Source organism: Ferdinandcohnia sp. SAFN-114 (assembly GCF_059415045.1).
In genome coordinates, this window is sequence record NZ_JBPFDQ010000087.1 from 1 (window position 1) to 23621 (window position 23621).

Consider the following 23621-nt stretch of genomic DNA (forward strand, 5'->3'; position numbering starts at 1 on the left):
TCAAATTAATGAAAAAGTGTTAAATTTAATATGGATAGGTGTTTTATATATGTCTCATTTGGCTAGGTCAGTTCAACTAATTGCTTCTCTTTTAAAAATTCCTTTGTAAATTCATATGAATTTTCAATACTAGAAAAGTCGTCTTGGGTTTTGCTCCAGCCTAATCCATTCTTAAGCCTAAAGATGAAATTTATAATTTCGTGAATATGTTTTATTTCATCAACATTAACATCCAAATCATTTAAATCTCTGTTCACTAACAAATATAGTTGATCAAAAGCATTGACAATATTACTCCTGATTTCGGGTTTAGTATTTTTAAGTTTTTCTTTTAAGTTAATAAAATCATTATTTAAGACATATTCATCAAAAGTTCTTTCTTCTCTTCTACCTAACAAAAAATCAATAGAAACACCAAAGTAGTCGGCTATTTGCTCGAATGTATTAAAGTTTGGTTCTCTTTCTTCTCTTTCGTAATTTCCCAGTGTAGTAAATGCTATGCCTAAATCATCTGCTAATTCTTTTAAACTTAGTCCCTTCTCTTTTCTTAATTGTCTAATGCGTTCACCGTACATAAATTTATTTCCCCCAATTGAGTAATTTACTTATATTTTACACAAAACGTATAACTTAGTAAACAAAAATTACACAATTAGAGAAATTATTAATCCAAGAGAATTCCCTGAAACCTTATTATAGAAGGCATAAAGTATAAAACCTTCAGGTATGGTTAAAAAATTTGTAGTGAACAAGTATACATGCAAATAGACTCCCCTATCAAAAAAAGACCAAATGATTACTTTATGAAGATATAATTCTTATTCAACTCGGGGCAGTTTAATTAAATTTGGATTTTTCCAAAGTAAGAACCGAAATATTAAAACCATCTATTAAACTCGAAACAATAGATGGTTTTGTGCAGTTTATTTTATTTTACAGGTTGACAACATAAACTGCCTTCACCTTTTTCAAGAGCAGACTTTAAGCTACTTAGAACACCTGACCAAGCCATTTGATGCCATTCAAATGCTTCTTTCCAATTATCATCTTCTTTAAATCCTGTATGTTCAATAATAACTTTTGTAGATTTGGTATCAACTGGTTCAAAACTAACATTTACAGTAGTTAATTCATTTTCACTATTCATTATAGATTCAAATTGATCTGGGCCTTTCCAAGAGAATCGTAATTCTTTTTCGTCAACAAGTTTAACAATCTTGCAACCTTTGGTATTCATTCCAGTTTTATTCCCAGGAATAAAATAAAGTTCATAAGCCCCACCTTCTATAGCTTCTACGACTGTTTCAGGTGCGAACCATTCTGAAACCCTTTCAGATATTGTCCAAGCGTACCAAACTAAATGTAAAGGGGCATTAATTGTAACTTCATTAATAATGGTTCTATCATTTGTAGTGGTTGTCAAAACAAATCCTCCTTTTGGAAATATTTTCATCTGTAGAATACCATTAATAGTAAGTTGAATAAAGAATTTTCTGCTTCATTGTTAATAAAAGATTGTGAAGGTTTGTACTTAAAGGGTGCGTTTCTTTAAGAAGGAGATCGCACCCTTTTTATTGAAGTATAGGTGCAGTTTAGTGAAATATGGTTAATCTAGGCCATACTAATTCAGGTAACGGATCTTTTGATTACGAATCCTTTTAACTTTATAACCTGTCGTTTGGCCTATTAATTTTTATTAATAATATCTTATTTCTGTTCTTGTGGTACGAAAATATAAAATTCCTCAACTAAAGCATAGCTCATTACAATATCTTCTCTAGCAATACCATTTTCGATTAGATTTGCTAGTACAATGCTTATTACACTACTTCTTTCATGCTCTGGGAGTCTTTTACTTAAGTAGATATTAAGAGCATATTGCGTAGTATTTTCAAGCGGGATAGCTAAAACTGTTACCTCCCCCACTTTGTTATCTGTGGTTTGGATTGAAGACCACCATGAAAGCGTCCAAATTTCCGATTCTGACGGTTTCGCGTTACAAGTAAGGTAAGACTGAGGACTAATGAAATTCAGGTCATTTACAGCACCTAGAAGGCCATTTAAAGCCTCGTTAGTTTGTATACCCTTCTTATCTCTTTCGTCAATAACAGCTTGCTTTGCTCCATAACAAACTAAATCGAAAGATATCTGATGAAGAGTGGAATAAACATCCTCGTATCTTGTGATTGCCCATCTAATCAACCTTTTCATTTCGTCCTCGATGATTATATTATCAAAATCATGTTGTGCTGCTTCTCTAATGATCCCTGGGAGCTGTTCGGTTAAGATTCCTTCACTTTGAGCAAACCATTCATCACTTAAAGTTTCCTGATTGTTTAACAGTAGCTCTCTCATAATAAAATAGCCATTGAAAATTTGGCTTTTCGAACATTGAAAAAGCATTTCTCCAAAAATTTGCTCATCCTCTTGCTTTATTAAACCGTTAAATTTGTTCTTGTAAAACTCAGTTAATACAAAAAACTGTTGGTTAAATTTAATGTTATTTTGAAAATGAGAGGTTAGTTTTTGTTCTGTGTATTGGAAAATGCTATCTAGGTCCATTGAGGCGTTCATTCTACTTGTTCCCCTTTCTCTTCAGCCATTACATTATCAATAATAAACGGTGGAGATGGTTGATCTTGTTCGTATTTCCAAACACCATCTTCACTTACGATGGTTGTAATAAAATATTCATCACCTTTGTCTGTAGAAACTTTTCGATAAAAGTACCCTTCCTTTTGGGATTGGGTTAGGGTTACTTTGGATAGAACATAGGATTCTCTTTTTACTTTTTGGTTTTTAAAAATGGTTTGAATATTGTTGTATACTCTGATTTGTTCCTCTTTCTTTTCTACCATTTCAGCCTTAGCCTTTTTAGATGCATGATGATCCATAAAATTGTAATAGTCTTCTGGTGAGATTGTTAAGTTTTGAAAATCAATTAGAACTTGGCCTACAAATTTTCCAAATTCATTTTCATCCTCATAGTATTCTTTCGTTGTAACGTTGGTATCTTCCATTATTTCTAATGAGTCCAACTCATTCTCTTGTATTACTTCATCTAGAGGTTTTTCCATTTCCTCGTAAATCTCTTTCTGTTTTTTCTCTAGTTCTTTCAGCTCTTTTTCTCTTTCCTTTACTACTACTTTACCAGCATTTACGTTCTTTTCCCCTTCCTCAACAAACTTACTATCTGAGCAGGCAAATAATACAGATACTGAAGTCAATAAAACTACGAGTTTTGCATATTTCAATTTACTACCCTCCCCTACTTTGACGATGCTTGTACTAATTTATTCTTTTCCTGATTCGTTAAAAAATTTGCTAATTCGGTGCTATCAAATGTTGATGTCCTATCGATGTTTTCCAGAAATAAACTAGGTACCTCTGGAATCTTAATTTGATTTTTACCTGGTATCACAGTAATCCCAAGATTTTTCTCAATGCAGTAACTTAGATTCTTTAAGAACCGTTTATCAACTGATGTTGGAATGGAGATACCTTCTAGTTTTCGAGAACCGAATAGATTGATACATATAATTATTGATTGATAAGTGATAAAAGAAGGATCTAACCTTTTGCTAAAGATTTTTAGACCCTCCTCATACCATTGGGCTACCAACTCTTCAAAAATAGAATTAAATGCAATTTTCATTTGTTCCTTATGAGGCTCAACAATAATAAATTCTTTTAAATTATGATGTTTAATATGATTTGAAAGATAATAGGACTTCTCTTTTGAAAACGGAACGACTAGGTACGATTCACTGCTATTTTGAGAATAAGATATTTCACCCTCACTCATTAGTGAAGCTAGTATTAAGTTCTTAAGTTCAACTTTTTTATTTGTATCTAATAGTTGCATAATTTCCCCCCTTTCCAACAAAAAAACCCAAATAGACATAGTTCATCCTATGACCATTTGGGTTTTTTCCCTTATTTTATTAATTTATTATTCTTTATAAACTATAATACTATGGATTAATCTACTATTTCAACTTTTTCCTTAACATTCATGTGACGGTCTATGCTAATTTTCACTAGTTGTGCTGCACTATCTAGTTCTATTCCGAGTGTTTCACTAATCTTCTGAACAGAGTAATTTTTATTAGCATGTAGATAATAGGCATATGATGTTCTTATGTCATTTAGCGATAACTTTTGAGGAAGTTGATAATCATTTGAAATAGCATTTAAATGAGTGTAGATTGACATTATCTCTATGGGAACAATATTTTCTTTATGTTTTTTCGTAACAAATACATAATCTGAACCGTTGAATATTGATTCGTAATAGTATTCAATGAAATAACTTTTTTCATCGTCAACTAACATTACTATACGCTTTTTTAAGTCTAATTGAACAATATTACCTTTCTCTATTACATTATCTTTTTGAATTTGGAAGTCTGAAACTCTTAACCCCTTCAATGCCAAGATGAAAATACTTTTCCGAAGTGCATTGTAATCCGGATTGGTCAGCACTTTGGGTAACAGCTCTAACAAAAATGAATAGTCCATTACATTCACTTTTGTTTCAATCACTTTATACCTGCTGATTTTAACAGCTGGATCAACCATTACTATGTCTTTATTCCATAGGTAATCAAAGAAACCTTTTAATATTGTTAAATGTTTATTTACTGTTTTCAAACTATTCCCTTGTTCGATTTTATCTTGCAAAAATCCCTTAATATCTGAAGGATTTATCTCGAAAACCGCTTTTTCTTTCCCGTACTTTTTATCAATAAATGCATAGAAGAGGTCAATAGACTTTCTGTAACTGTCAATGGTATCATCTCTATATCCATTCTCACTTAAATATCCACCATAACCATAATAACTAGAGTCCATTTTAATCTCCCCTGCCTCTATTAATTACTCATGATTTATAACTAGTGTATCATTGCCTGATTAGTTTTTTCCACTTCTTTACAAGAAAAGCTTGTAATTCAAGCTGAAATATTTTAAGCTTACTAGCTGTAAAACCTGTTCTTCGGTTGTTTATTTTAGGGTAAAAAAATACCCTAAAATAAGTACCTGAAACCCCATTTGTCAATAAGGAGAAATTATCACAAACCCCTACCCTTTTATCAACTATTATTTGATTGAAATTGATTAATATTTATTAAATAGTAGTTTTTATTAATCATAATCAATAAAAAAGACCAAGAACTTTCGTTCTGGCCTTTAAAATAATATCTTACTACTCACCTTTTTTACCTTCCAATAGTAAAGAATCAATATTTTTGCTTATAGGATCTTGTTCCAGAAAAAGTTTCATAGATGGATTATTAATCTCATTTAATAATCTTTGCTTTTCCTTAATGATTTTATCCTTTATTTCTACATACTCAGCTAGAGCTTTCTCTTTGTTTTCGTGCACTACCTGTTTGCGTTTTTCTAGCTCAATTCTACTATTTTTCAATTTTTCAAGTTCTTCTACTTTTGTTGGGACAACATCTTTGCTTTCTTCATTTGCTATTGGAATTTGTCTAAATGCAATTTTTGGACTCTCTTGTTCTGTTTTCTTTTTGCCAAACAATTTGCCGAAGAAACCTACATTCTCATTAACTTGCCTATTCACACGTTCATACATTTCCACCTGGGACTTTGCTGCATCTTCCAAGTTTTGATTAATACCTTTAACCACATTATTCATATTTTTTCTTATAGATTGAAGCTCTTTCTCTTCTTCCCTTACCAGTTGTAAAACCGATTCATGTAACTCTATAAGATTATTGATATGCTCCATATCTTTTTCCCAAACCGAAACATCTTCAAGTGCTTTTACATAACTTTGTTTTTTCAAATCATATTCTCTTGTCATTTGCATATATAAAAACATGCTAAACATTTGGTTTTCCATTCCGTTTAAATGTTCCGAAATGTCGGATGGAATAGCCGTGGTTGTGGTCCCTTTTCGAACAACCTGCTTAGTTTTAGGAGTTTCCTCTTTTATGGTTTCGGGCATAACCCCTACTAAACTTGCAATATCTACTGGTCTTTTTCCAAGTTGATCTTGAAGAAGAAATATCAGATACAAACGATAAATCCCTCTATAATCTAACCTATAAAGCTTACCCGCCTGAGAAATTTGAACATATTCCTCTAATCCGTTCCGTTGAACAATATTACGCAGCTGGTAATCCTTTTTTCCAAGTTTATCAGCTGCCTCAGATATAGTGTACTGATTCTTTCTATTTAACCCGTCCAATAAGCTATTCGGTATGAGTTCTTCGGTCAGACCTTCTTCTTCTATTAGTTGATATAAAGGATCATCCTTAAATACAATTTTAATTTCTTCTGGGATAGTCATTTCCTCTAGATCAATTACTTTTTCTTCATCAATCACATGGAATTCACCATCTATTGTATTGTTCAAATTATCCCGTTCCATCAAACACTCACCTCAACCCTCTATAAAAACTCATTATATCTTATTATTGGCTAGAAAACCTACGAATTCAAGAGTTTTGTTGTTTCCAATCAACAGTTTTATTGATATTGATTGAGGATTTTAACTATCAATAATTATTAAAGCTTATAAATCAGAAGCAATACTGGAGATGATTTATAGTGATTATTGATAATATTTATTTATAATTATTGAAACGTATTTTTATTGATTTATAACCAAGTGATTTATAACTATTGTGGTTTATAGTAAGTTATAATGATTGTTAATGATTACTAGTTAGTTAATATCAATTTATAATGATTAATAATTTATATATTTATTTATAATTATTCAAACTGATTGGTAAGTTATTTTTCAATCAGTTTGAATCACTTTATTGATTGGAAATTAAGTTTTATATTAGCGCTATTCTGAAATTGTGTTATTATGTATTTATTAAATCCAAATAAAATCTAATTCTAGAGGTGATCTCATATGTTAATGTTTATGAAAGAAAGCACAAAAAGAATACTTGATAATATTGCAGTGACCGTTGCTATTGTTACATTAGCATGTGCGGTCATAACAACAATCCTAAACTAAAATAAGAAACATCGTTCCTTCCAAGGGAGCGATTTTTTTATGTGAAAGTTTATTTACCTGGTATATTGATAGAAAGGGGGATTTTCCATGTATTTATTGAAGCAGTCTAAAAGGGACGAAATAATGCAATCTCTCAACACTGAACAACAGCAATTTTTATCTCAAACATTAAAAAGAGGTAAAAAAACCGTTTTTACTAATATTCTTGCTTTGAGTAAAGCATCGAGTGAGAACGAAAATATAGAAGATATAGCGAACTCATGGGAGTGGGTTGATTATATTGATGGAGGGACTGTAACACCAGATTTAAAGTGTGAATGTGGTAGATCATTGAGATATCAATATATCGTAAAAAATTTAATAACAAATAAAATTGTAAAATTAGGCATAAAGCATTTTGAGGATCATACCGGAATACCAGGTCACTTAGTCAAGGACATAATCAAAGGTTTTGAAAAAATTGATTATGAATTAGATGAGATATTAACCAAACACATGAATGGTTGGTCATTGCAAACAGTCGGACTTAATTTTATTCCTGAAAATCTGGTTATACCTAGTGCTATTCAAAGCCAATTGGAACTTGACCTTCCATTACTTGATTTGCAAGTAGATAGATTACGAAAACTAATATGGGGGGAATTAAAAAAGACCAAAAGCCAGAAACCAAGTATACCAATTGAAGAGATTCCTAAGTTACAAGATAACAATGTGAGTTACCAGGAAAACGTTGAGGTACCAACCTCAATATCTAATCGTCCTGTAAATTATTCAATGAGGGATAATAACACAAGTACAAAACTTACTTGGAATAACCCTTTCGATTATAAAATAGAGGAAAATGAATCTAGCAAACAAGAGAGATTAAAGCACTCTCATAAGGTAATTATAACCTCTTATATTAAAAAACAGGATACTGTATCAGCTAAGGCACTTTGTCAATTTCTAATTAATAACCATAATGCTTCAAATGTTAGGTTCACCACTGGAAGATATAAGATTTATCCAGATGTAATACTGTTTTTAGACCATTTGGTTTCTGAAAATGTCTTGAAAGTTGCCAGCAAAACATTCGAAGATTCCCATTACACAGTAATTAATAAGCAAAATACAAACAATGAAAACTCAGATGACCGTGATATACAGCAAATGTCCTTATTTGATTTTTGACATGTAAAAAAGGAAGTGGGCTAGGTCCCCACTTCCTTTTTACATGTAATTAATCTTCTAAGTTATCAAAATCCAGCGCATCAATATCTACATCAAAGGTATCCTCGGCATTTTCTTCAATTCCAACTGTTTCTTCACCTAAATCGATTCCCAAATCAGCTAAATCAAGATCCATATCGAAATCTTCTTCATCGTTTGTTGCTGCAATTGCTTCAATTGATGAATCCTTATAGATAAATTTACGTTGACGTTCAATATATTCCTGATATTCATTTACTAATCCTTTCGATAGACGAAGTGGGAGGGCGTCAGTTTTAAAGAATGTGTAGATACTAGCTTTGCGATTATTTTTATCAACGATATAACCATTGAATACTGTACCGTTTATTGGAACCTCATTAATTACTGCTTCTTTTGCAGTATCCATAAAGGAACTTGAAATTTCTTTATCAGGTGCAAGTACAGCTAGTAACCCCACATGATGAACCTTTTGAGCTAACATTTTTCCGTCTTCCTGTTTTTCCAAAAGTTCTACAGGTTGATGTAATAGGCTTCCTTGAATTGATTTAATAAACATATCCTTGATATCATGCTCATTTTTTACGGAGTTTATATCAGCTTCAACTTTATTAATTACTAAGCACCCTTGGTGTTCAAGAATCAGACGTTTAAAGTCCTGTTTGTCAAAAACTACCGAAGTACCACCACCATTTGTTGCAGTATTCATTTCGTGAATAACATCACGAATCGTTAAGTTAGCGTAATCTCTATAATTATCTACCTTTAATGCTTTGCGTTCATTTTCAGCAAGTTTTTCAAAATCATCTGCAAACTGTTGGTTATCAGCAAATATTACAAATGCAATACCTTTTGACTTGTCTTTTGCTAACTTCCAAATTCGTTGAGTAAAGTCATTCACTTGTCTTAATACATCCGGACCATCTGATCTAACTGGAAGAGTAACAATAACACCTATTTTTACCGTTTTTTCCTCAGCATTCTTTACAGCTTGTGCCATATATTTCTTAATGTTTGTTTTAAATTCAGCAGGAGGAGTAGCTTGTTGAAGCTTAATTAATTCTTTCTTGATAATCGGCTTATTATGAAAATCATTGAATTCTTCAATACTCTTTACAATTGTTGATGTACCAGTGCCACCACCAAGCCCAGCGAAGAAAAGTACTAAATCGTCTTGTGGTCTTACCCTTTGTGTAATAAACTGTTTTAGTTTTTCTTTTGCATCCTCATTTTCGTCAATTACACGCATCGCCTTTTCAGGATTTTTACCCAAACCACCTAATTCTAAGGAAACTTGGTTGCTTTCAGGTATATGTGCTAATCCTTTTAAGTCACCATCATTACTGTTTAAAGCTAAGCAATTATATACGGGTGTTCCGCTTTTATCTTTGATTGCTGCGAATAAGTCAGCCATTCTTGTTCCAGCTTGGCCAAAACCAACCATTGTCATATTAATTGCAGGGGGATTGTTAGTAAATAACATAATTCATATCGCTCCTTAGTTTTTATTTGCACTTCTTTTTATGATTTCCTCAACAACTTGCCATCCGCGTTTAGTGAGATAAAGGAATTTTAATGGTTTAACAGATTGGTAGTATAGAAGAGACATATCTAATAACTTATCAACTTGTCGCTCAGCAGTTTTCCTATGAATATTCGTTTTGGTTTGGTCATAGGAATATGTACGACCTCTTTCGTTGACTCTTGTTCTACGTTCAACCATTACATTTTCAACAATATCATTAATCGTAACGCCTCTGGTAACACCTTCATCTTTTCGTTGTTGTTGTTCAGTCTTACCTATGTATGCGCAAACTTTCCTAGCCGTTTCATCAGATGAAACAATGTCTGAAAATAGTGAAACTAATTCTTGAGGAAAGGTAATATCTTTATACTTTTGATGTAGCTCATTATTCAAAAGATTACCTCCTATTTCTTCATTTTCTATATTTTACCTCAACCCCGACTCTAATACAAGAGTCTAAATCAAGAGTCTAATAATTTTCAATAAACACATTTTTGATTATAAACCTATGATTTACAAGGGGTTTAGATTAGACTCTATAATTAGAGTCTAATCACTAAAAAATCGAAGTAACCACCTTGAATATCACATAAAAACAAAGCGTTTTTGAAAAATACAACAAAATTTTAACTGAATCGATATAAATCTCGAAGGAAACTAAAGCGAAAACTTAGTTTAGAGTCTATATTTAGAGTCTGAACTAAAACAATTGGTAAATATGATAAAAACAACATTTTATGAAAAAACATTTACATTAGAGTCTATATTCAGAGTCTAAACTTAGAGTCTTATAAAAACTGACAGCATGTGCTGCATTAACTCTCCATAACATCTTGAACAACCAGTTATTAGACAAGCCATTACATCTAAGAAAGCTATGTTGCTAAAAGGGGGTTCAATTGTTTGTTTATGGAAATTGAAGATAAATCATAGGAGCATTTGAGGGTTAAGTTGGGGTTGAATTGCGATTTATAACAGGGTCGTTTGGTCTCTAGGTCTATTTTTAAGGTAGGAGGGGGGAGGAAATAGCAATTTATTACTTCCTAAATAACTTTATGGTTAGTGAGCCTTCCTCTAAAATGAGCGTTAAAATATGCGATGAAATATACACAATTTTGGCACAGTAGTTGAAGGGGGTAACTTTCGAAGAATACCTATATTTTACCTCAAAGACCACATAACAAAGACCACATACGGTATTTGACCTTTGTTAACCGCGCAAAGGTCATATAGAAAATAAACCAAAACCACTGTTACAATAAGATTTCGATAACCAACATGAATCCCGACTACTATGTATTCACGAAGTCCATTACCCTAAAATTTCAGGTGATTTTTTTTGGTAAATTCGGAGTTCAAATTTTGTACCCTAAATTAATCATTTTTTTATTTTTCCAGTCTGATTTTTATCCTCCATATATTCAAGCTTGTGAATAATTATAAAAGGAGTTAATAGTTGTTATCTGTTAAAATAATGTTATAATTTGAGCATAATAAAATATAGCAGAGGGACTCCCCTAAATGAGATAGTATTCAAATTTATTTGAGTACTGTTTTGTCTAGGGGAGTTTTTTATTGTTAAAAGGAGGGAGAATTTTGGCTAAGCGTCCTAAAAGGAAAATAATTAAAATTGGAGAGGATGATGAAATTCGGTTATCAGATGATGAGTTTTTAATGCTAAAACTAATAACCGAAAGTAAGTTTCTTTCCGTTGATCAGATATACAGTTTTATTTCAAGGTCTAATAAGACTAATAAGAAATCATTAAGAGACAAATTAGTAAGATGGGCAAGTTTAGATGTGCTGGCGGTTAATCCTGTATATCTAGGTCGTAACGGAGTCAAAGTGTATTACTTTAGAATAGGTAGTAAAGGAATAGAAATCCTTATCAAAAACGGTTATGCACCAAAGGATTGGTATGATTTAAGAATTTCTGATTTTTTCAGAGAGAAACAACAACTCCATACAATTGCTACCCAGGAGATGGTTACTAACACATTAATATTACTGGATTACAATGAACAAATTACTTCCAAACCAGCTAGTTCCATTTCTCTTTGGAATAATGAAGGTAATAAAATCATTATTCCTGACTGGATTTTCTCTAAGGATAATCACTACTTAAACATAGAAATTGATACAGGATCTCAAGAGCATGATGTATTAAAAGATAAAATTACTAATTACATACAGCTCGCTGAAAAATATCCTGAACAAAATCATTCGGTTTTGTTTGTTGTAGTCGATGAAAGTTTACCTGTTCTTGAGGTCAAACATAAGAACAGGGACAAGCGAGTAGGAAATATCAAACAGACTGTTATTGAGCAAACAGAACAACTTAATATTGAAAATCTCAATTTATATGTTGTTTCTCTGTATCGTGCACACGGGGTGGCAGCTAGAGTGTTATTAGGGGAAACTCCGTTAGATACTCAACAAATCGGGATTGAAGTTACAACCATTCAAAAGGTACTTGAGTATAACAACAAGTTTAAAGATGAATATGACGTGAATACAATCAATGGAGATTCCATTTATATGTATCATACCCCTAGTCACTTGTATGCAGATTTAATCCTATCTGTTAGTAACAAAGCAAAAACAATTCAAGAAAAAGTATTTGTGGTATTACTGGAAGAAGGTTACATGACAGGACTAAAAAAACTACATTACTTGCATTCTGTTATGAAATCAGAGTTGAGGGAGAAGGTAGATAAAATCATAGGTGTATATAAGCGTAAAGAAGAAATGGAGCATGATCGATTAGGTGAGTTATATCCAAATTTACTTGTAGGGGTTATAGGTGATTTGGTTGAACAAATGGAAAGTGAACCTAAGTTTTATACTATGGCAAACAAGGTGAGATTGGAGGCGGTGACTTTTGAAAGAACGACTTATGTCGATAAGTGATTCTTTTGTCTCTATGAAAGACAGATTATCAAGTATGACAAATCTTCCATTAATCACTGCAACTGTATTTCTCGTTGTTTCATGTTGGTTATCTGTTAGAGCAACCTTTAACTATTTCTTTTTGATGGTAGGACAGTTTCTAGAAGCCATACCTGTTTTTATACCATTTGGAAGTCCACTTAAACCATCTATGATCGGAATGGCCGGTATTACTGTAATAACCATATTGGGCTGGCTTTTCTCTACTAAGATTAAAAAATTTCAATCTTTGAAATGGAGAAGACTAATATTCGGAAATATGATTATTGGTATTACCTTCTATTATGCGTGGTATGCAACTGTTCCTGTTTATAAAGGGTTAGTCCCATATCTTCAGGAGAGACTAGCGGGTTTAGAGGTTGAAAATGTTTGGCATGGAGTTCTACTAGGTAATACCGATAATCTAATGGTATTACTCGTTTTCATTCCAACAATTGTAGTGGTATTACTTTTACTATGGATTTTCGGTCAGTATTCCCAACATAGTGCAGATATTAATCAAGCATTTGAGGAATTTGAATTTAAATCTAATTTTCTACAACGTTTTGTAAAAATGGGGGAGGAAGAGAAATTTCCGGATGTTGTTTTGGGGCCAGACTCTGAAACTAAGGAACTCATAATCCAACCAGGTAAAGACAGAACATTAAATAATATAATCATAGGAAGTATCGGAACAGGTAAAACAGCGGCGCTCGTCCTGCCAATTCTTAACCAGGATTTACATTGGATGACAAGGTTTATTAATGACTATCCGAGTATATCCCAACGAGAAGATTATAATTCGGAGGACGTAAAAGGAGCATATCTAAATGGTATATCGGTAATTGAGCCTTCCAATGATTTATGTCAAAAAGCCTTTGAACTAGTAAAAGCTCATAACATACCAAGTGAACCAGTTTTTTATATTGATCCAACAAATCCGAACACACCTAATATTAATCCGATGCAAGGACCCGTTGATCAAGTTGCCGAAGCATTCGCCATGGTAATCGAAGGTTTAGCAGAAGGTGGGGACAGCAATTTTTTCTTCCAACAGTCCGAAAGAAACCATCTTAAACATTATATTTATTTATTAAAGTTACATGAACCAGACAAGGAAGTAACATTCGATATGTTATTGAATATGTATGAATCACCTCAACTAGTAAGACAAATGCACGTAAAATTAAAGAAGACGATTCCGAATGACTTAGATTCTATTACTGATAGAGATGAGAGAAACCATTGGGAAATCGTAAAACAAATTGATAAATGGTTTGATATGAACCATTTACCTGTAAAGTCAAGAGGCGGTGCTATTGAAAAAGTAACTCATGGAGAATTCCGTGGGGAAGAACAATATTACGATGGAAAATCCGAGTATGTACAAGGTTTACGCAACATTTTGAATGATATAGGAGCTAACAAACTATTACGTCGTGTACTATTCGGGAAATCAGATTTCAATTTTGATAAACACCTAGAGTATGGTGGCGTACTCTTATTGAACACTGCAAAGGGAGAACTCGCTGGGCTCTCCAACGTACTTGGAAAGCTAGTATTACTAAGTTTACAAAATGCTGTTTTTAGAAGAAAGCCTAACGTCTCACCGTTCCATCATATTCTGACAGACGAATTCCCGGATTACATCTATCGTCCATTTAAAGAATTTCCCGCTCAAAGTAGGAAATACAAAGTTATTGTTACCGTAGTTGCCCAGACGGTTACGCAGCTGGCTGATAAATATGGAGAAACATACATGCATACCCTTATCGGTACACTTCGTCATCGTATGGTGTATGGAGATATTCCTGATTTTGACGCGCAGCTATTCTCTAAGATATTTGGAGAAAAAGAGAGATTCGAAGAAATGCAGAGTGAACAATCTGTTTCACCATTACAGGAAACACCCACAGTACGAACTGGAAGTTCTTATACAAAACTAAAAGAAGTGATCCTGTCACCAAGCGACATTATCTTCCAAAAGCCATTCCAGTGTGCTGTTAAAATTGTAGCAAATAATAAACCTATACCTGTCAGACAGATTGATGCTAACTTTGTACCAAAAGAAGAATTTAAAGAAGCAGTAATAAGCGTAGAAGATGAATGTGGTTTATATTGGCTTGAAAAAAGAAATCAGTTCTTAAGTGAAACAAATGTAAAATTAGATGCTCCTATTGAAGTTGAAGAAGAAGGCATTGAAGAAAGAGAAAAAGATCCAGTTCATTCTTATCATCCTCGTGGTGAATTTAATACTCAAGAGCCAAAGGGAGATACGCCAAAAGGGAACTCTCCTAGAACCGTACTATTCCGACATAGAGAAACATCCGGACCAAAGGTTGAAATCAATCAACCAGAGATTGAGGAATCAAATGTTCAGAATCAGGACCCTAATGAAAGGATTGAGGAAGTTAATAATACTTCATCATCGTCCCTAAAATTACAAACTCAGCAACCACTACCGAATGTTGAGAAAGATGAAAATGGCCAAACTAATGAGCTAGTCGAAGCGAACGAACAAGAGGTAGTTTCTCCTGAAAGTAGTGTGCCAGAGCGGGAGGATAACAATCCGACAGAAAGTATTCCTGCCAAAAGTCAGCTAGGTGAAGATGAACGTAATTTCATGAAGGAATTACAAAATGAATTGCAAGAGGTTAAAAATCCTCCAGGTGAATTACAAAAGGATGAGGAGCAGCATGAAGAAGTTCCTAAAAAAGAAGAAACTCCTAACGAAGAATTTAAGCCAAAAGAGAAATTTGACATGGAGTTTTTTGGAGCAACCGACTATTAAAATAGCACTCTTATAAAAAGAAAGTTGAATTTTGTCGTAAGGTGTTATACAATTTAGGCAATAAAAAAAGTGCTTGAAGAAATAGTAACACCCCAACAACTTAATTTTATAACATAGTGGGACACCCCAATAATTGCAGTAGATTAGAAGCTACATGCATTTATTGGGGTGTCCTTTTTTATTTTCTTCTTCGCTTTATAGTAAGTAATCTTTTTTACATTATGGAGGTTGAAAAGAAATGGCAGAAATAATGACACAGTCATGGACTACTGATGAAGAATTAGAAGTCTTAGCTAGAGCAAGAAGGAACAACGAGATCCTAACAGGTGTTGTTCGTTCCGTAGGCTTTAAAGAAGCCAAAGTATTAGAGGGCAATAAATATGTAAAAAAAGAAATGGAAGTAATTACGTTTCTACTGGAAGGGTATATCAAAGCATATTGTCCCGCTACTGAGTTTTCAGAAAGAGAATATCGTTCATTAATCGGCTTTGTTGGAACAAAACAAGAGTTTATTGTTACCGACATTGACCTTGAGAGTCGAGTAGCTGTTGTAAGTGTAAAACAAGCTGATGCAGTTAAAAGTGAGCGCTTTTGGAATGAACTTGAGTATTTAGAAAAGAAAGGCGAACTAGCAAATCAAGTTTATACAGGTGTTATTTCTGGTTTCAACCCAGAAACAGAGCGTATTTTTGTTCGTATCAATGGTACAGATTGCTTTATGCTTAAATATGACTGGCAGCATGGTCGAATCCGTGACATTGCTTCACAAATTGAGCGTGGCGCAACTGTACAAGTGAAAGTGCAAAAATTTGATAAAGAGCAGAAGCTCGTTCATGTGAGTCGTAAAGCTACAATGGTTGACCCTTATACATTATTAGAAGATTTAAAAGATGCCGAAGCGGTTGTAGGGAAAGTTACAGCAGTTGACCCAATCCATGGAATTTACATCATGTTAGATATCGGTGAAGAAGTAAAGGGGATGAAACCTCGAACACTTGAAGAGCCAGTTGTCGGAGATATTGTAAGTTGTAAAATCCGTAGAATTGATAAGGCAAAACGCAGCACAAAAGTCGTGATTATTGGTTATCCTCGTGGAAAGAAAAAGCGCAAAGACATCGGTGGGTTTTTATTCGAATAATGGATACAACACAATTTCATCAAAATGAAGAATCCATAGAATACCCTTTATTTTATACAAAGGAGGGGGAAGTTCCATTTTGGGACAACCCCCTTATTCGTGGGTTTAGGGTATTACCAAAAAAATATAAACCATACACGACAATTGAAGCGGTGTTAAACCTTTATCTTAGGCATAGAATTGACGACAAGGATATGATGATTCTAAAGGTTCTTGGGGACTCTGTTTGTAGCAACGAAGACCAGTTACGCAGGTATTTAAGTTCTCAAATGTCGAGAAGTGAAACATCGACAAGGCTTGATAAATTACGTTCATTGGGTATGGCTGACCGATGGAAAATACGGTTGCGTGAGGATAAAGAAGAATTAATTCGTCCACCCGCTCCATTTACACTTGGCATAGCGGGGTTCAAACTATTAAAGCATTATTACAATGAAAGTTTTTTTATGAATCCAAATCATTGGGATGAAAAAGGGATTGGCGCTATCCAAAGATATGTAGCAATGAATGAACTTCGTTGTAGATTGGTTGAAGGGAATTCTATTCGTCAATGGGAATGGAACGCCAATGTAAACAATAACCCTCGGATAAAAAGACCATTAGGTACCGCGGAAGTGAAAACACCAAAAGGAAATCTTAATTTCATCATTGAAAGAGCACAAATGAGCCAAAACTTCCTAGGATTCTTAAAGGAAAAGTTATATCAATGGAAAATGGTTTACGATAAAAAGGGCTATCTCCAAGTAGGCGCAATGCCCGATAACCCAGCCTCGATCATTTTATTTACGTCGACCTTATCCATGGCACAATTTCTTCATCAAGAACTTATGCTCGATACGTATCCTTTTAAAGTTATGGTTTGTGTTGAAGAGGATATGTTAACGGAGGGAGTTAGTACTGCGTTTTATCAAGCAAAAGGAGAAGAATTGAAGCGAATGAGGTTAAGTTTTTTGGAAAATTAGTGAGTTAATGAGGTGGGTGTTTGAAACAGCTAAAAGAAAAAACTAAAACTTTTCAGCAACTTGAAATGCTCTTTGAACATGACATTTATACATTCCAACATTCATTAAGAGTAGCTGAATTATTGTTTAAAATGGGAATACAGTTGAATATGTCTGAGGAGTGCCAAGAAGAGTTGTACCAATTAGGTGCACTTCATGATATTGGAAAGATACGAATTCCTCAAACCATCTTGAATAAAGAAGAGCATCTAACTGAACAAGAAAGAAAAGTATTAAACCAACATACCATTTATGGTTTTGAAATTCTAAGGCATGATAAATATTCAAAAGAATTTCTTGATGGAGTAATCTACCATCACGAGAACTATGATGGTACGGGTTATCCATATGGGATAAGTTCATTTGCTGAAGGTATTCCTGTCTATGCCCAAATTCTACGAGTTGTTGATAGCTTTGATGCTATGACTAGCAATCGTTCTTATAAAAAAGCGTTTTCTGTTGAAAAAGCATTGGCAGAAATAGAATCGTTAAAAGGTATTTTTTATTCCCCAGAAGTAGTGGATTCATTCATTTCCATGTATTGGGATAATCCTCATTATTTAAGGTGGAGTTATTGACTAAAAAATACCAGAGTGGTAGTATTTACAATAGAAACATTCTTTCTTAATAGCTTTTTAGTTATTAAGGAAACACTTTCTGAAGTTCCCAGCTGCTTGCCCGGTGGCTGGGGCAAACCTAAATTAAATACTTTTAACAGCGGGAAATCCCCGAAAAGACTATGAGTAATGCTATGAAAAGAATCTAGCATTATATCATCATGGTTTTTTCGGGGATTTTTGTTTTATCGAAAATAACGGAGTGAATACAAGTGAAAAGAATACTATTAGCAATTGGAAATACAGATTACAGCAAAATACTTCGTTCTCACTTTGCAAATCATTCGGATGAATTAGAAGTCCTTGAACAAGAGATTATGCACCATAAATATTTAGATGAAATCGTAGAACTAGAGAAACCAGATATTCTACTTGTTCATGACTACTATCTATCCAGTGATACGACCATGGGACCAGAAAGAGAAAAGGAATGGATTACATTCATTCAGCACATGCGCGCTATCTATGATGATGGTATTCGAGTGGTGTTTTTATGTGAGAGGCCAAAAGGAGATCCATTCCTAAGTCGTTTAGTTCAAAACAACGTTCTAGATATTTTCAATAACAACGCAATTGATATCAATGAAATGATGGAGCAACTAAAAGACAGACCTCGATATTCAAGGGTATCTAAATTTGTAGTTAACTCGGTTTCTACTAATGAAATCGTTGGAGAGGATACTGAAAATGTAGATGGCCAAGAAACCGAAAGTGACGAGCAAACTTCCGACACTGAATCTACTCCTGCTGCTACACCAACCGAAAAACCTCAAAAAGTGGTAATTAAAAATGTCATAGAAAAGAAAGTTGAGAAAAAGGTAAAGGTTGTCAATAAAAATGTTGTAAAGCGGGATTATAGTATACAGATTCATAACAATACAGAAAAGATTGTTGGTATTCCAGTCAAAAAAAAGCTTGTCATGATTGGTAGTCCTATCGCCCGAAGCGGTAGCACCTTCATTTCACATATTCTAGCAAGGACACTAACGAACATGGGTATAGATACAACATATGTTGAGAGCCCATTAGCAAGACCTTATACATATGACCGATTTATAGGACAACAACATTCAGCCGATTACCGAAGCCGATTTTATCAATTCAGTAAATACATAGATCCAAAATTTAAAAGTATGTATGACTGGAACAAAGAAGATGTAGAACTTATTTGTAAACATCCTACTAATGAACCCATTTATGAAGAAAGTGATGTAGCTTTTGAAACCTTTGTAAAAGTCCTTTTTTCTAACAAGTCTACTGTCACGATTATAGATGTAGGTACAGATTGGCGTTATGAACTATACCAAGATGTATTTGAAATCGCTGACCATGCGTATTTTGTAATAGAACCGGATATTCCATTCATTCAGTATTTGGAAGAATCGAAAGAGGATTTCATTGAATTTTTACATAGACAAATTGAACATGAAAAGTCTTTCTTTTTAGGGAATCGCTTTGATAAATCGGTGCTACAAAATGAACTTTTAAAAGATTTATACGAAGGTAAGATTATAACCCATTTCCCCGTTTTTAATGTACAAGATGTGTTCCAAGCTCAATTTGATGGAATCTTCCTAAATGATTATAAGGATTATCAGAAACTAATAGACCCATATCTTGAGCCAATATTAGAAGATATTCTTCCTAAAGAATTTTTGAAAAAACATAAAAAGGGAACAGGCTTTTTTAAAGGATTATTTAACAAAAAGATTACGCTTGAAAAAGGAGAGGAAAGTACAGTATGAAGCCAGGAGTCAAAATTGGATTAGGAGTTATGGTCTCCTTTTTAACAATAGGTTTTATCTTTTTCTATGATTTTTATCTAAAAGAGAGGATAGATAGTGAGGAAGTGGTTGTCGTAAAAGCCGGAACAACCATACAAAAGACTGAACGAATTGATAAAAAGCACCTGATGATAGAAAGAAGACCTAAAGCATCGCTAATAGAAGATGTAGTTCTAGCAAAAGACATTAATAAAATCGTTGGGAATGATGCAAGGCATGAAATGGTTGGAAATCAGATGATATCCATGAGCATGATCGATTTTGATGACCTTGTTCCTGATACAGAATTCGGAGAAGCAATACGACCTATCACTAGTGAATGGATTTACGCTCAACCGGGTTCACTTCGGAGAAAAGATAAGATTGATATTTATTTAGTCCGTCCAGACGGTTCGACAAACTTAACACAGAATGGTCCTACTCAAGTTGTTTCTGTTGAAGAAGACGAGGAGTCAGAAGAAGAAGGAACTGAAACAGCAGCAAACCCAGTAAACACGAATGGAAATGAAAATACAGAAAGCACAAATGAAAGTGGTAGTACAGAAGAATCTCAAGACAATGTATCCATTGAACGCAAACCATTTTTACAAGGAGTTCGTGTTGTATATGTAAAAGATTCATCGAACAAAGAGGTTGTTTCATCCTCTGAAGAGGGCTCAGCTAATCAAGACAAACGACTAAATGGTTCCTCAACTATAAGTGACCTGGAAGTAATCTTAAACGAAGAAGATTTTGCAAAACTAATAGAAGAAGTATTAGGAAAAGGCTCTAAGTTGTACATCACTTATCAGTAAGGAGAGTAACACAGTGAATATTATAGTCATATCAAATGATTCATTATATAAAGAGCATTTCGAGAAAAATGAAGAAATTTCACTAGCACTATTATGGGATTCCATAAAAGAACCAAATTGCGAAATTCATGCAGTTGTACTAGATGGTGAAATATTCGAATTGAAGGACTTATCTACCGTTCGTGATCAACACCCAACAATTCCGGTTTTCTTCAAACCGCACGCTGTCCACAGTGAACAAATCACGAAAAATATTTCAAGACTATGTGCTGCCCATAAAGTTACTGTTTTACAGGAGCTTGCAACTATCGAACAAACGGTTGAGGAAGTTATTAGTAAAATTACAAATCGAGAAGATTATTTATCGAAACGAATCATTGGATTGTTCGCAACTCACTCGGGAGCAGGAAGCACCACAACTACTTTAAATCTAGCAAGATCCTTGTCACAAAGAATAGAAGAAAGAGTATTGGTACTTAGTTTAAATAGCTGGGACGCAGCCGATTATTTTTATCACTATAATGGCCACTATCTAAATGACCTTAAGGTTGATTTAAAAACAAATAATTTAACGCCAGCCAGATTATCAGAAGCCGTTGCCCATCATTTATCTTTCTATCACCTAGCGGGTAATCGTGATATCAAAATGCAACGATTCTATCAACCAAGTGAGATTGAACATTTAATTAAGGTTGCTAAAGAAGTGTTTGATGTGATTCTTATTGATGCAGGAACTCACTTTGATACAGCACCCACAGTACAGTCTTATTTATCTAGCACACTTAAATTTTTAGTAACCACACAAGAAGAAAAAGGATACAGAGGATATTTCCCTTATGTGTTTCAACAACTGATTGAGCCATCAGGTGGGAATTCCGAAGACTTCATGTTAGTAGTAAATAAATATCAACCCGCTAACACTTTAATTGATGAAAAAGCATTAGAAGAAGAATTAGGAATGACTAAAGTAGCTACTCTTCCAGATATGGGGGATTTAGGTTCAATGGCAGCATTCCAAAAGAAACTCTTATACGATATGTCAGATAGCTTCTATACGAAGAATGTTGACCTTTTATCAAACCTTATTGTTTCAGAATGTAAACTAACTGAAAAAGAATTTATAAGGGAAGAAAAAAAGGAGAAAAAAGGACTCTTTTCGTTCTTTAAATAAAGGTAGGTGTAACGAATGGCAAAAGTTGAAGAACTAAATGCTGTTTTTGATGAATTAGAGCAAGAGTTAGGGTTAGATAAACCATTTAGCTCTTCCGATTGGTTAGCAAAACAAATAGGCGATAAAGGCGGAAAGCTAGAATTTGTCACTACCTATGCCAGAAAAAAGTCATTTAAACAAATCTGTCAAACGGTTCGTAATGAATTAAATGACATTATCGTTGATGGAATGTTTGAAGCAAAGAATGATGAAAATGAACTACTCGATAATGACGATAAAGACAACTCCTGGTTAGAACGTCAACATAGAGCGGTAATTGGTGATGAATCTGCAATGGCCTATTTCATAACAAAAATTAAAGAAGTGTTAACCAATCATAATATCACAACGAAGGAATACCCATCCTTCTATGATTCTCTTGAAGAGGCAATCTTCCATGAAGTATGGGGCATGAGTATTCTTCACAAGTGGGATAAAATCCCTAACAGTGAAGCAGCGGTTATTCGAGGTACGGAATTATGGATTGATGTTGATGGTCAATTTGTGAAGCAAAATGAGGCTTTTGAGAATGAGGAAGCAGTTGAACGTATCAAACGTGCTTTTACGATGAGAGTAAAAGATGCAGTAATCAATGAACAGACACCCGAGCTTGAAATAGAACGTGAAGATGGTAGCCGTATCACCATGATACAAAAACCTCGTAGTAAACAGAATTACGTCATGTTTCGTAGATTCATTGTTAAAAACATGAGTCTTGAAGAACAAGCAAACCGAGGAACAATCCTTCATGAGGATATTGCTTTTTTTAGAGCATTATCAAGAGTTATGTGTAATACCATATTCGCAGGTCGTGTTCGTTCAGCGAAATCAACATTTATGAAAACGATGTTAAAGGAAAGAGATCCATCTTACGTTGCTGCAGTTATGGAGAAACACTTTGAATTGGACTTAACAAAACAGTTTAAAGAAAGATTGATATTTGAAATTCAAGCAAAAGAAGGGGACCTACACCATGCAATGCCAAGACTTTTACGTATGGAGCATGACTACATTGTTGTAGGGGAGATAAGATCACTCGAAACCGAAGGATATCTCCAAGCCTGTGAAAGAGGGGAGAGAGGAGCTGTTTCTACTTATCACTTAACACAAATAGAAAATGTTGTTCCTCAGATTACCAGACATATTCTTGATGAATTTCCAAACCGTAACTTCGAAAACGAATTAGAACGTGTTGCCAGAAATATAGATATTATCGTAACTATGAGCGCTGACCGTGACCGTAGACGTAAACGAGCAATAGGGGTAACAGAAATCATTTGGGATGAGGAAAAACGAACACATTCCACACAAGATTTAGTTCGATATAGCCCGGTTACTGAAAAATACTATTACTCTTCAAATATCTCGAAGTCATTATTAACCATGATGGCAGAAGAAAGCATTGAGGATACTAAGATTTTACTTTCTCATTTGAAGAGGAAAGAAAAGCAATCTTCAATGGAAGATTACTTAAAAATTAAAGATAGTATTTTCGAAACGTTGTTAGGAGAGGACATAGATGGATAGCCTTTCTCATTGGTTTTGGCAATACGGTGCACATTATATTGATGCTAGACTAAAAAGTAGACACAGATTGTTATAATAAATATATCAACTATAACGAGGTGTGTCTGTATGGCAA

The 23621-nt window shown here is 33.8% G+C and carries 19 protein-coding genes; 10 read left to right on the top strand and 9 right to left on the bottom strand.

Annotated elements, in window-relative coordinates; genetic code table 11:
* Window positions 1-62 precede the first annotated feature (62 nt).
* The 7 genes from ACR65M_RS21560 to ACR65M_RS21590 form a co-directional block, all read right to left on the bottom strand.
* Entirely contained in the window at window positions 63-575 is a 513-nt protein-coding gene (locus ACR65M_RS21560; RefSeq protein WP_440274371.1) for a helix-turn-helix domain-containing protein, read from the bottom strand.
* 353 nt (window positions 576-928) lie between these two features.
* The gene (locus ACR65M_RS21565; RefSeq protein WP_440274372.1) at window positions 929-1423 is read right to left on the bottom strand and encodes an SRPBCC family protein; all 495 of its coding nucleotides are present in this window, start codon (window positions 1421-1423) and stop codon (window positions 929-931) included.
* A 284-nt stretch (window positions 1424-1707) separates the two neighbouring features.
* On the bottom strand, window positions 1708-2574 hold the full coding sequence (locus tag ACR65M_RS21570; protein ID WP_440274373.1) for a hypothetical protein: 867 nt from the start codon (window positions 2572-2574) through the stop codon (window positions 1708-1710).
* Window positions 2571-3254, bottom strand: coding sequence for a hypothetical protein (locus tag ACR65M_RS21575; RefSeq protein WP_440274374.1), 684 nt, complete (start codon window positions 3252-3254; stop codon window positions 2571-2573). Before ACR65M_RS21575 ends, ACR65M_RS21570 begins: the two co-directional genes overlap by 4 nt.
* Before the next feature lie 14 nt (window positions 3255-3268).
* Window positions 3269-3865 carry a hypothetical protein gene (locus ACR65M_RS21580; protein ID WP_440274375.1) on the bottom strand — a complete coding sequence of 199 codons (597 nt, stop codon included), beginning with the start codon at window positions 3863-3865 and terminating at the stop codon, window positions 3269-3271.
* 116 nt (window positions 3866-3981) lie between these two features.
* On the bottom strand, window positions 3982-4854 hold the full coding sequence (locus ACR65M_RS21585; RefSeq protein ID WP_440274376.1) for a tyrosine-type recombinase/integrase: 873 nt from the start codon (window positions 4852-4854) through the stop codon (window positions 3982-3984).
* Between the two features lie 352 nt (window positions 4855-5206).
* On the bottom strand, window positions 5207-6355 hold the full coding sequence (locus tag ACR65M_RS21590) for a hypothetical protein (protein WP_440274377.1): 1149 nt from the start codon (window positions 6353-6355) through the stop codon (window positions 5207-5209).
* A gap of 735 nt (window positions 6356-7090) precedes the next feature.
* On the opposite strand from ACR65M_RS21590, the gene ACR65M_RS21595 reads away from it, so the two are divergent.
* Window positions 7091-8173 (top strand): DUF3895 domain-containing protein, encoded by a 1083-nt coding sequence (locus ACR65M_RS21595; RefSeq protein WP_440274378.1) that lies wholly within the window; start codon window positions 7091-7093, stop codon window positions 8171-8173.
* Window positions 8174-8222: 49 nt separating this feature from the next.
* On the opposite strand, the gene ACR65M_RS21600 is transcribed toward ACR65M_RS21595, so the two are convergent.
* Complete coding sequence (locus tag ACR65M_RS21600) at window positions 8223-9674, bottom strand: cell division protein FtsZ (RefSeq protein ID WP_440274379.1); 1452 nt, start codon at window positions 9672-9674, stop codon at window positions 8223-8225.
* Between the two features lie 15 nt (window positions 9675-9689).
* Window positions 9690-10109 carry a hypothetical protein gene (locus ACR65M_RS21605; RefSeq protein WP_440274380.1) on the bottom strand — a complete coding sequence of 140 codons (420 nt, stop codon included), beginning with the start codon at window positions 10107-10109 and terminating at the stop codon, window positions 9690-9692.
* Between the two features lie 1203 nt (window positions 10110-11312).
* On the opposite strand from ACR65M_RS21605, the gene ACR65M_RS21610 reads away from it, so the two are divergent.
* The 9 genes from ACR65M_RS21610 (at window position 11313) to ACR65M_RS21650 (ending at window position 23506) form a co-directional block, all read left to right on the top strand.
* Window positions 11313-12626, top strand: a complete 1314-nt coding sequence (locus ACR65M_RS21610) for a replication-relaxation family protein (protein WP_440274381.1) — start codon at window positions 11313-11315, stop codon at window positions 12624-12626.
* Window positions 12598-15435 carry a type IV secretory system conjugative DNA transfer family protein gene (locus ACR65M_RS21615; protein WP_440274382.1) on the top strand — a complete coding sequence of 946 codons (2838 nt, stop codon included), beginning with the start codon at window positions 12598-12600 and terminating at the stop codon, window positions 15433-15435. The genes ACR65M_RS21610 and ACR65M_RS21615 overlap by 29 nt, the downstream gene beginning before the upstream one ends.
* Window positions 15436-15673: 238 nt before the next feature.
* Window positions 15674-16573 carry a S1 RNA-binding domain-containing protein gene (locus tag ACR65M_RS21620; protein WP_440274383.1) on the top strand — a complete coding sequence of 300 codons (900 nt, stop codon included), beginning with the start codon at window positions 15674-15676 and terminating at the stop codon, window positions 16571-16573.
* Entirely contained in the window at window positions 16573-17535 is a 963-nt protein-coding gene (locus tag ACR65M_RS21625; RefSeq protein WP_440274384.1) for a hypothetical protein, read from the top strand. Before ACR65M_RS21620 ends, ACR65M_RS21625 begins: the two co-directional genes overlap by 1 nt.
* Before the next feature lie 20 nt (window positions 17536-17555).
* Window positions 17556-18152, top strand: a complete 597-nt coding sequence (locus ACR65M_RS21630; RefSeq protein WP_440274385.1) for an HD-GYP domain-containing protein — start codon at window positions 17556-17558, stop codon at window positions 18150-18152.
* A 251-nt stretch (window positions 18153-18403) separates the two neighbouring features.
* Window positions 18404-19936, top strand: coding sequence for a hypothetical protein (locus ACR65M_RS21635; RefSeq protein ID WP_440274386.1), 1533 nt, complete (start codon window positions 18404-18406; stop codon window positions 19934-19936).
* Window positions 19933-20769, top strand: coding sequence for a hypothetical protein (locus ACR65M_RS21640; RefSeq protein WP_440274387.1), 837 nt, complete (start codon window positions 19933-19935; stop codon window positions 20767-20769). The genes ACR65M_RS21635 and ACR65M_RS21640 overlap by 4 nt, the downstream gene beginning before the upstream one ends.
* Window positions 20770-20782: 13 nt before the next feature.
* On the top strand, window positions 20783-21940 hold the full coding sequence (locus tag ACR65M_RS21645; RefSeq protein ID WP_440274388.1) for a P-loop NTPase family protein: 1158 nt from the start codon (window positions 20783-20785) through the stop codon (window positions 21938-21940).
* A gap of 15 nt (window positions 21941-21955) precedes the next feature.
* Entirely contained in the window at window positions 21956-23506 is a 1551-nt protein-coding gene (locus tag ACR65M_RS21650) for an ATPase, T2SS/T4P/T4SS family (protein WP_440274389.1), read from the top strand.
* The last annotated feature ends 115 nt before the right edge of the window (window positions 23507-23621 follow it).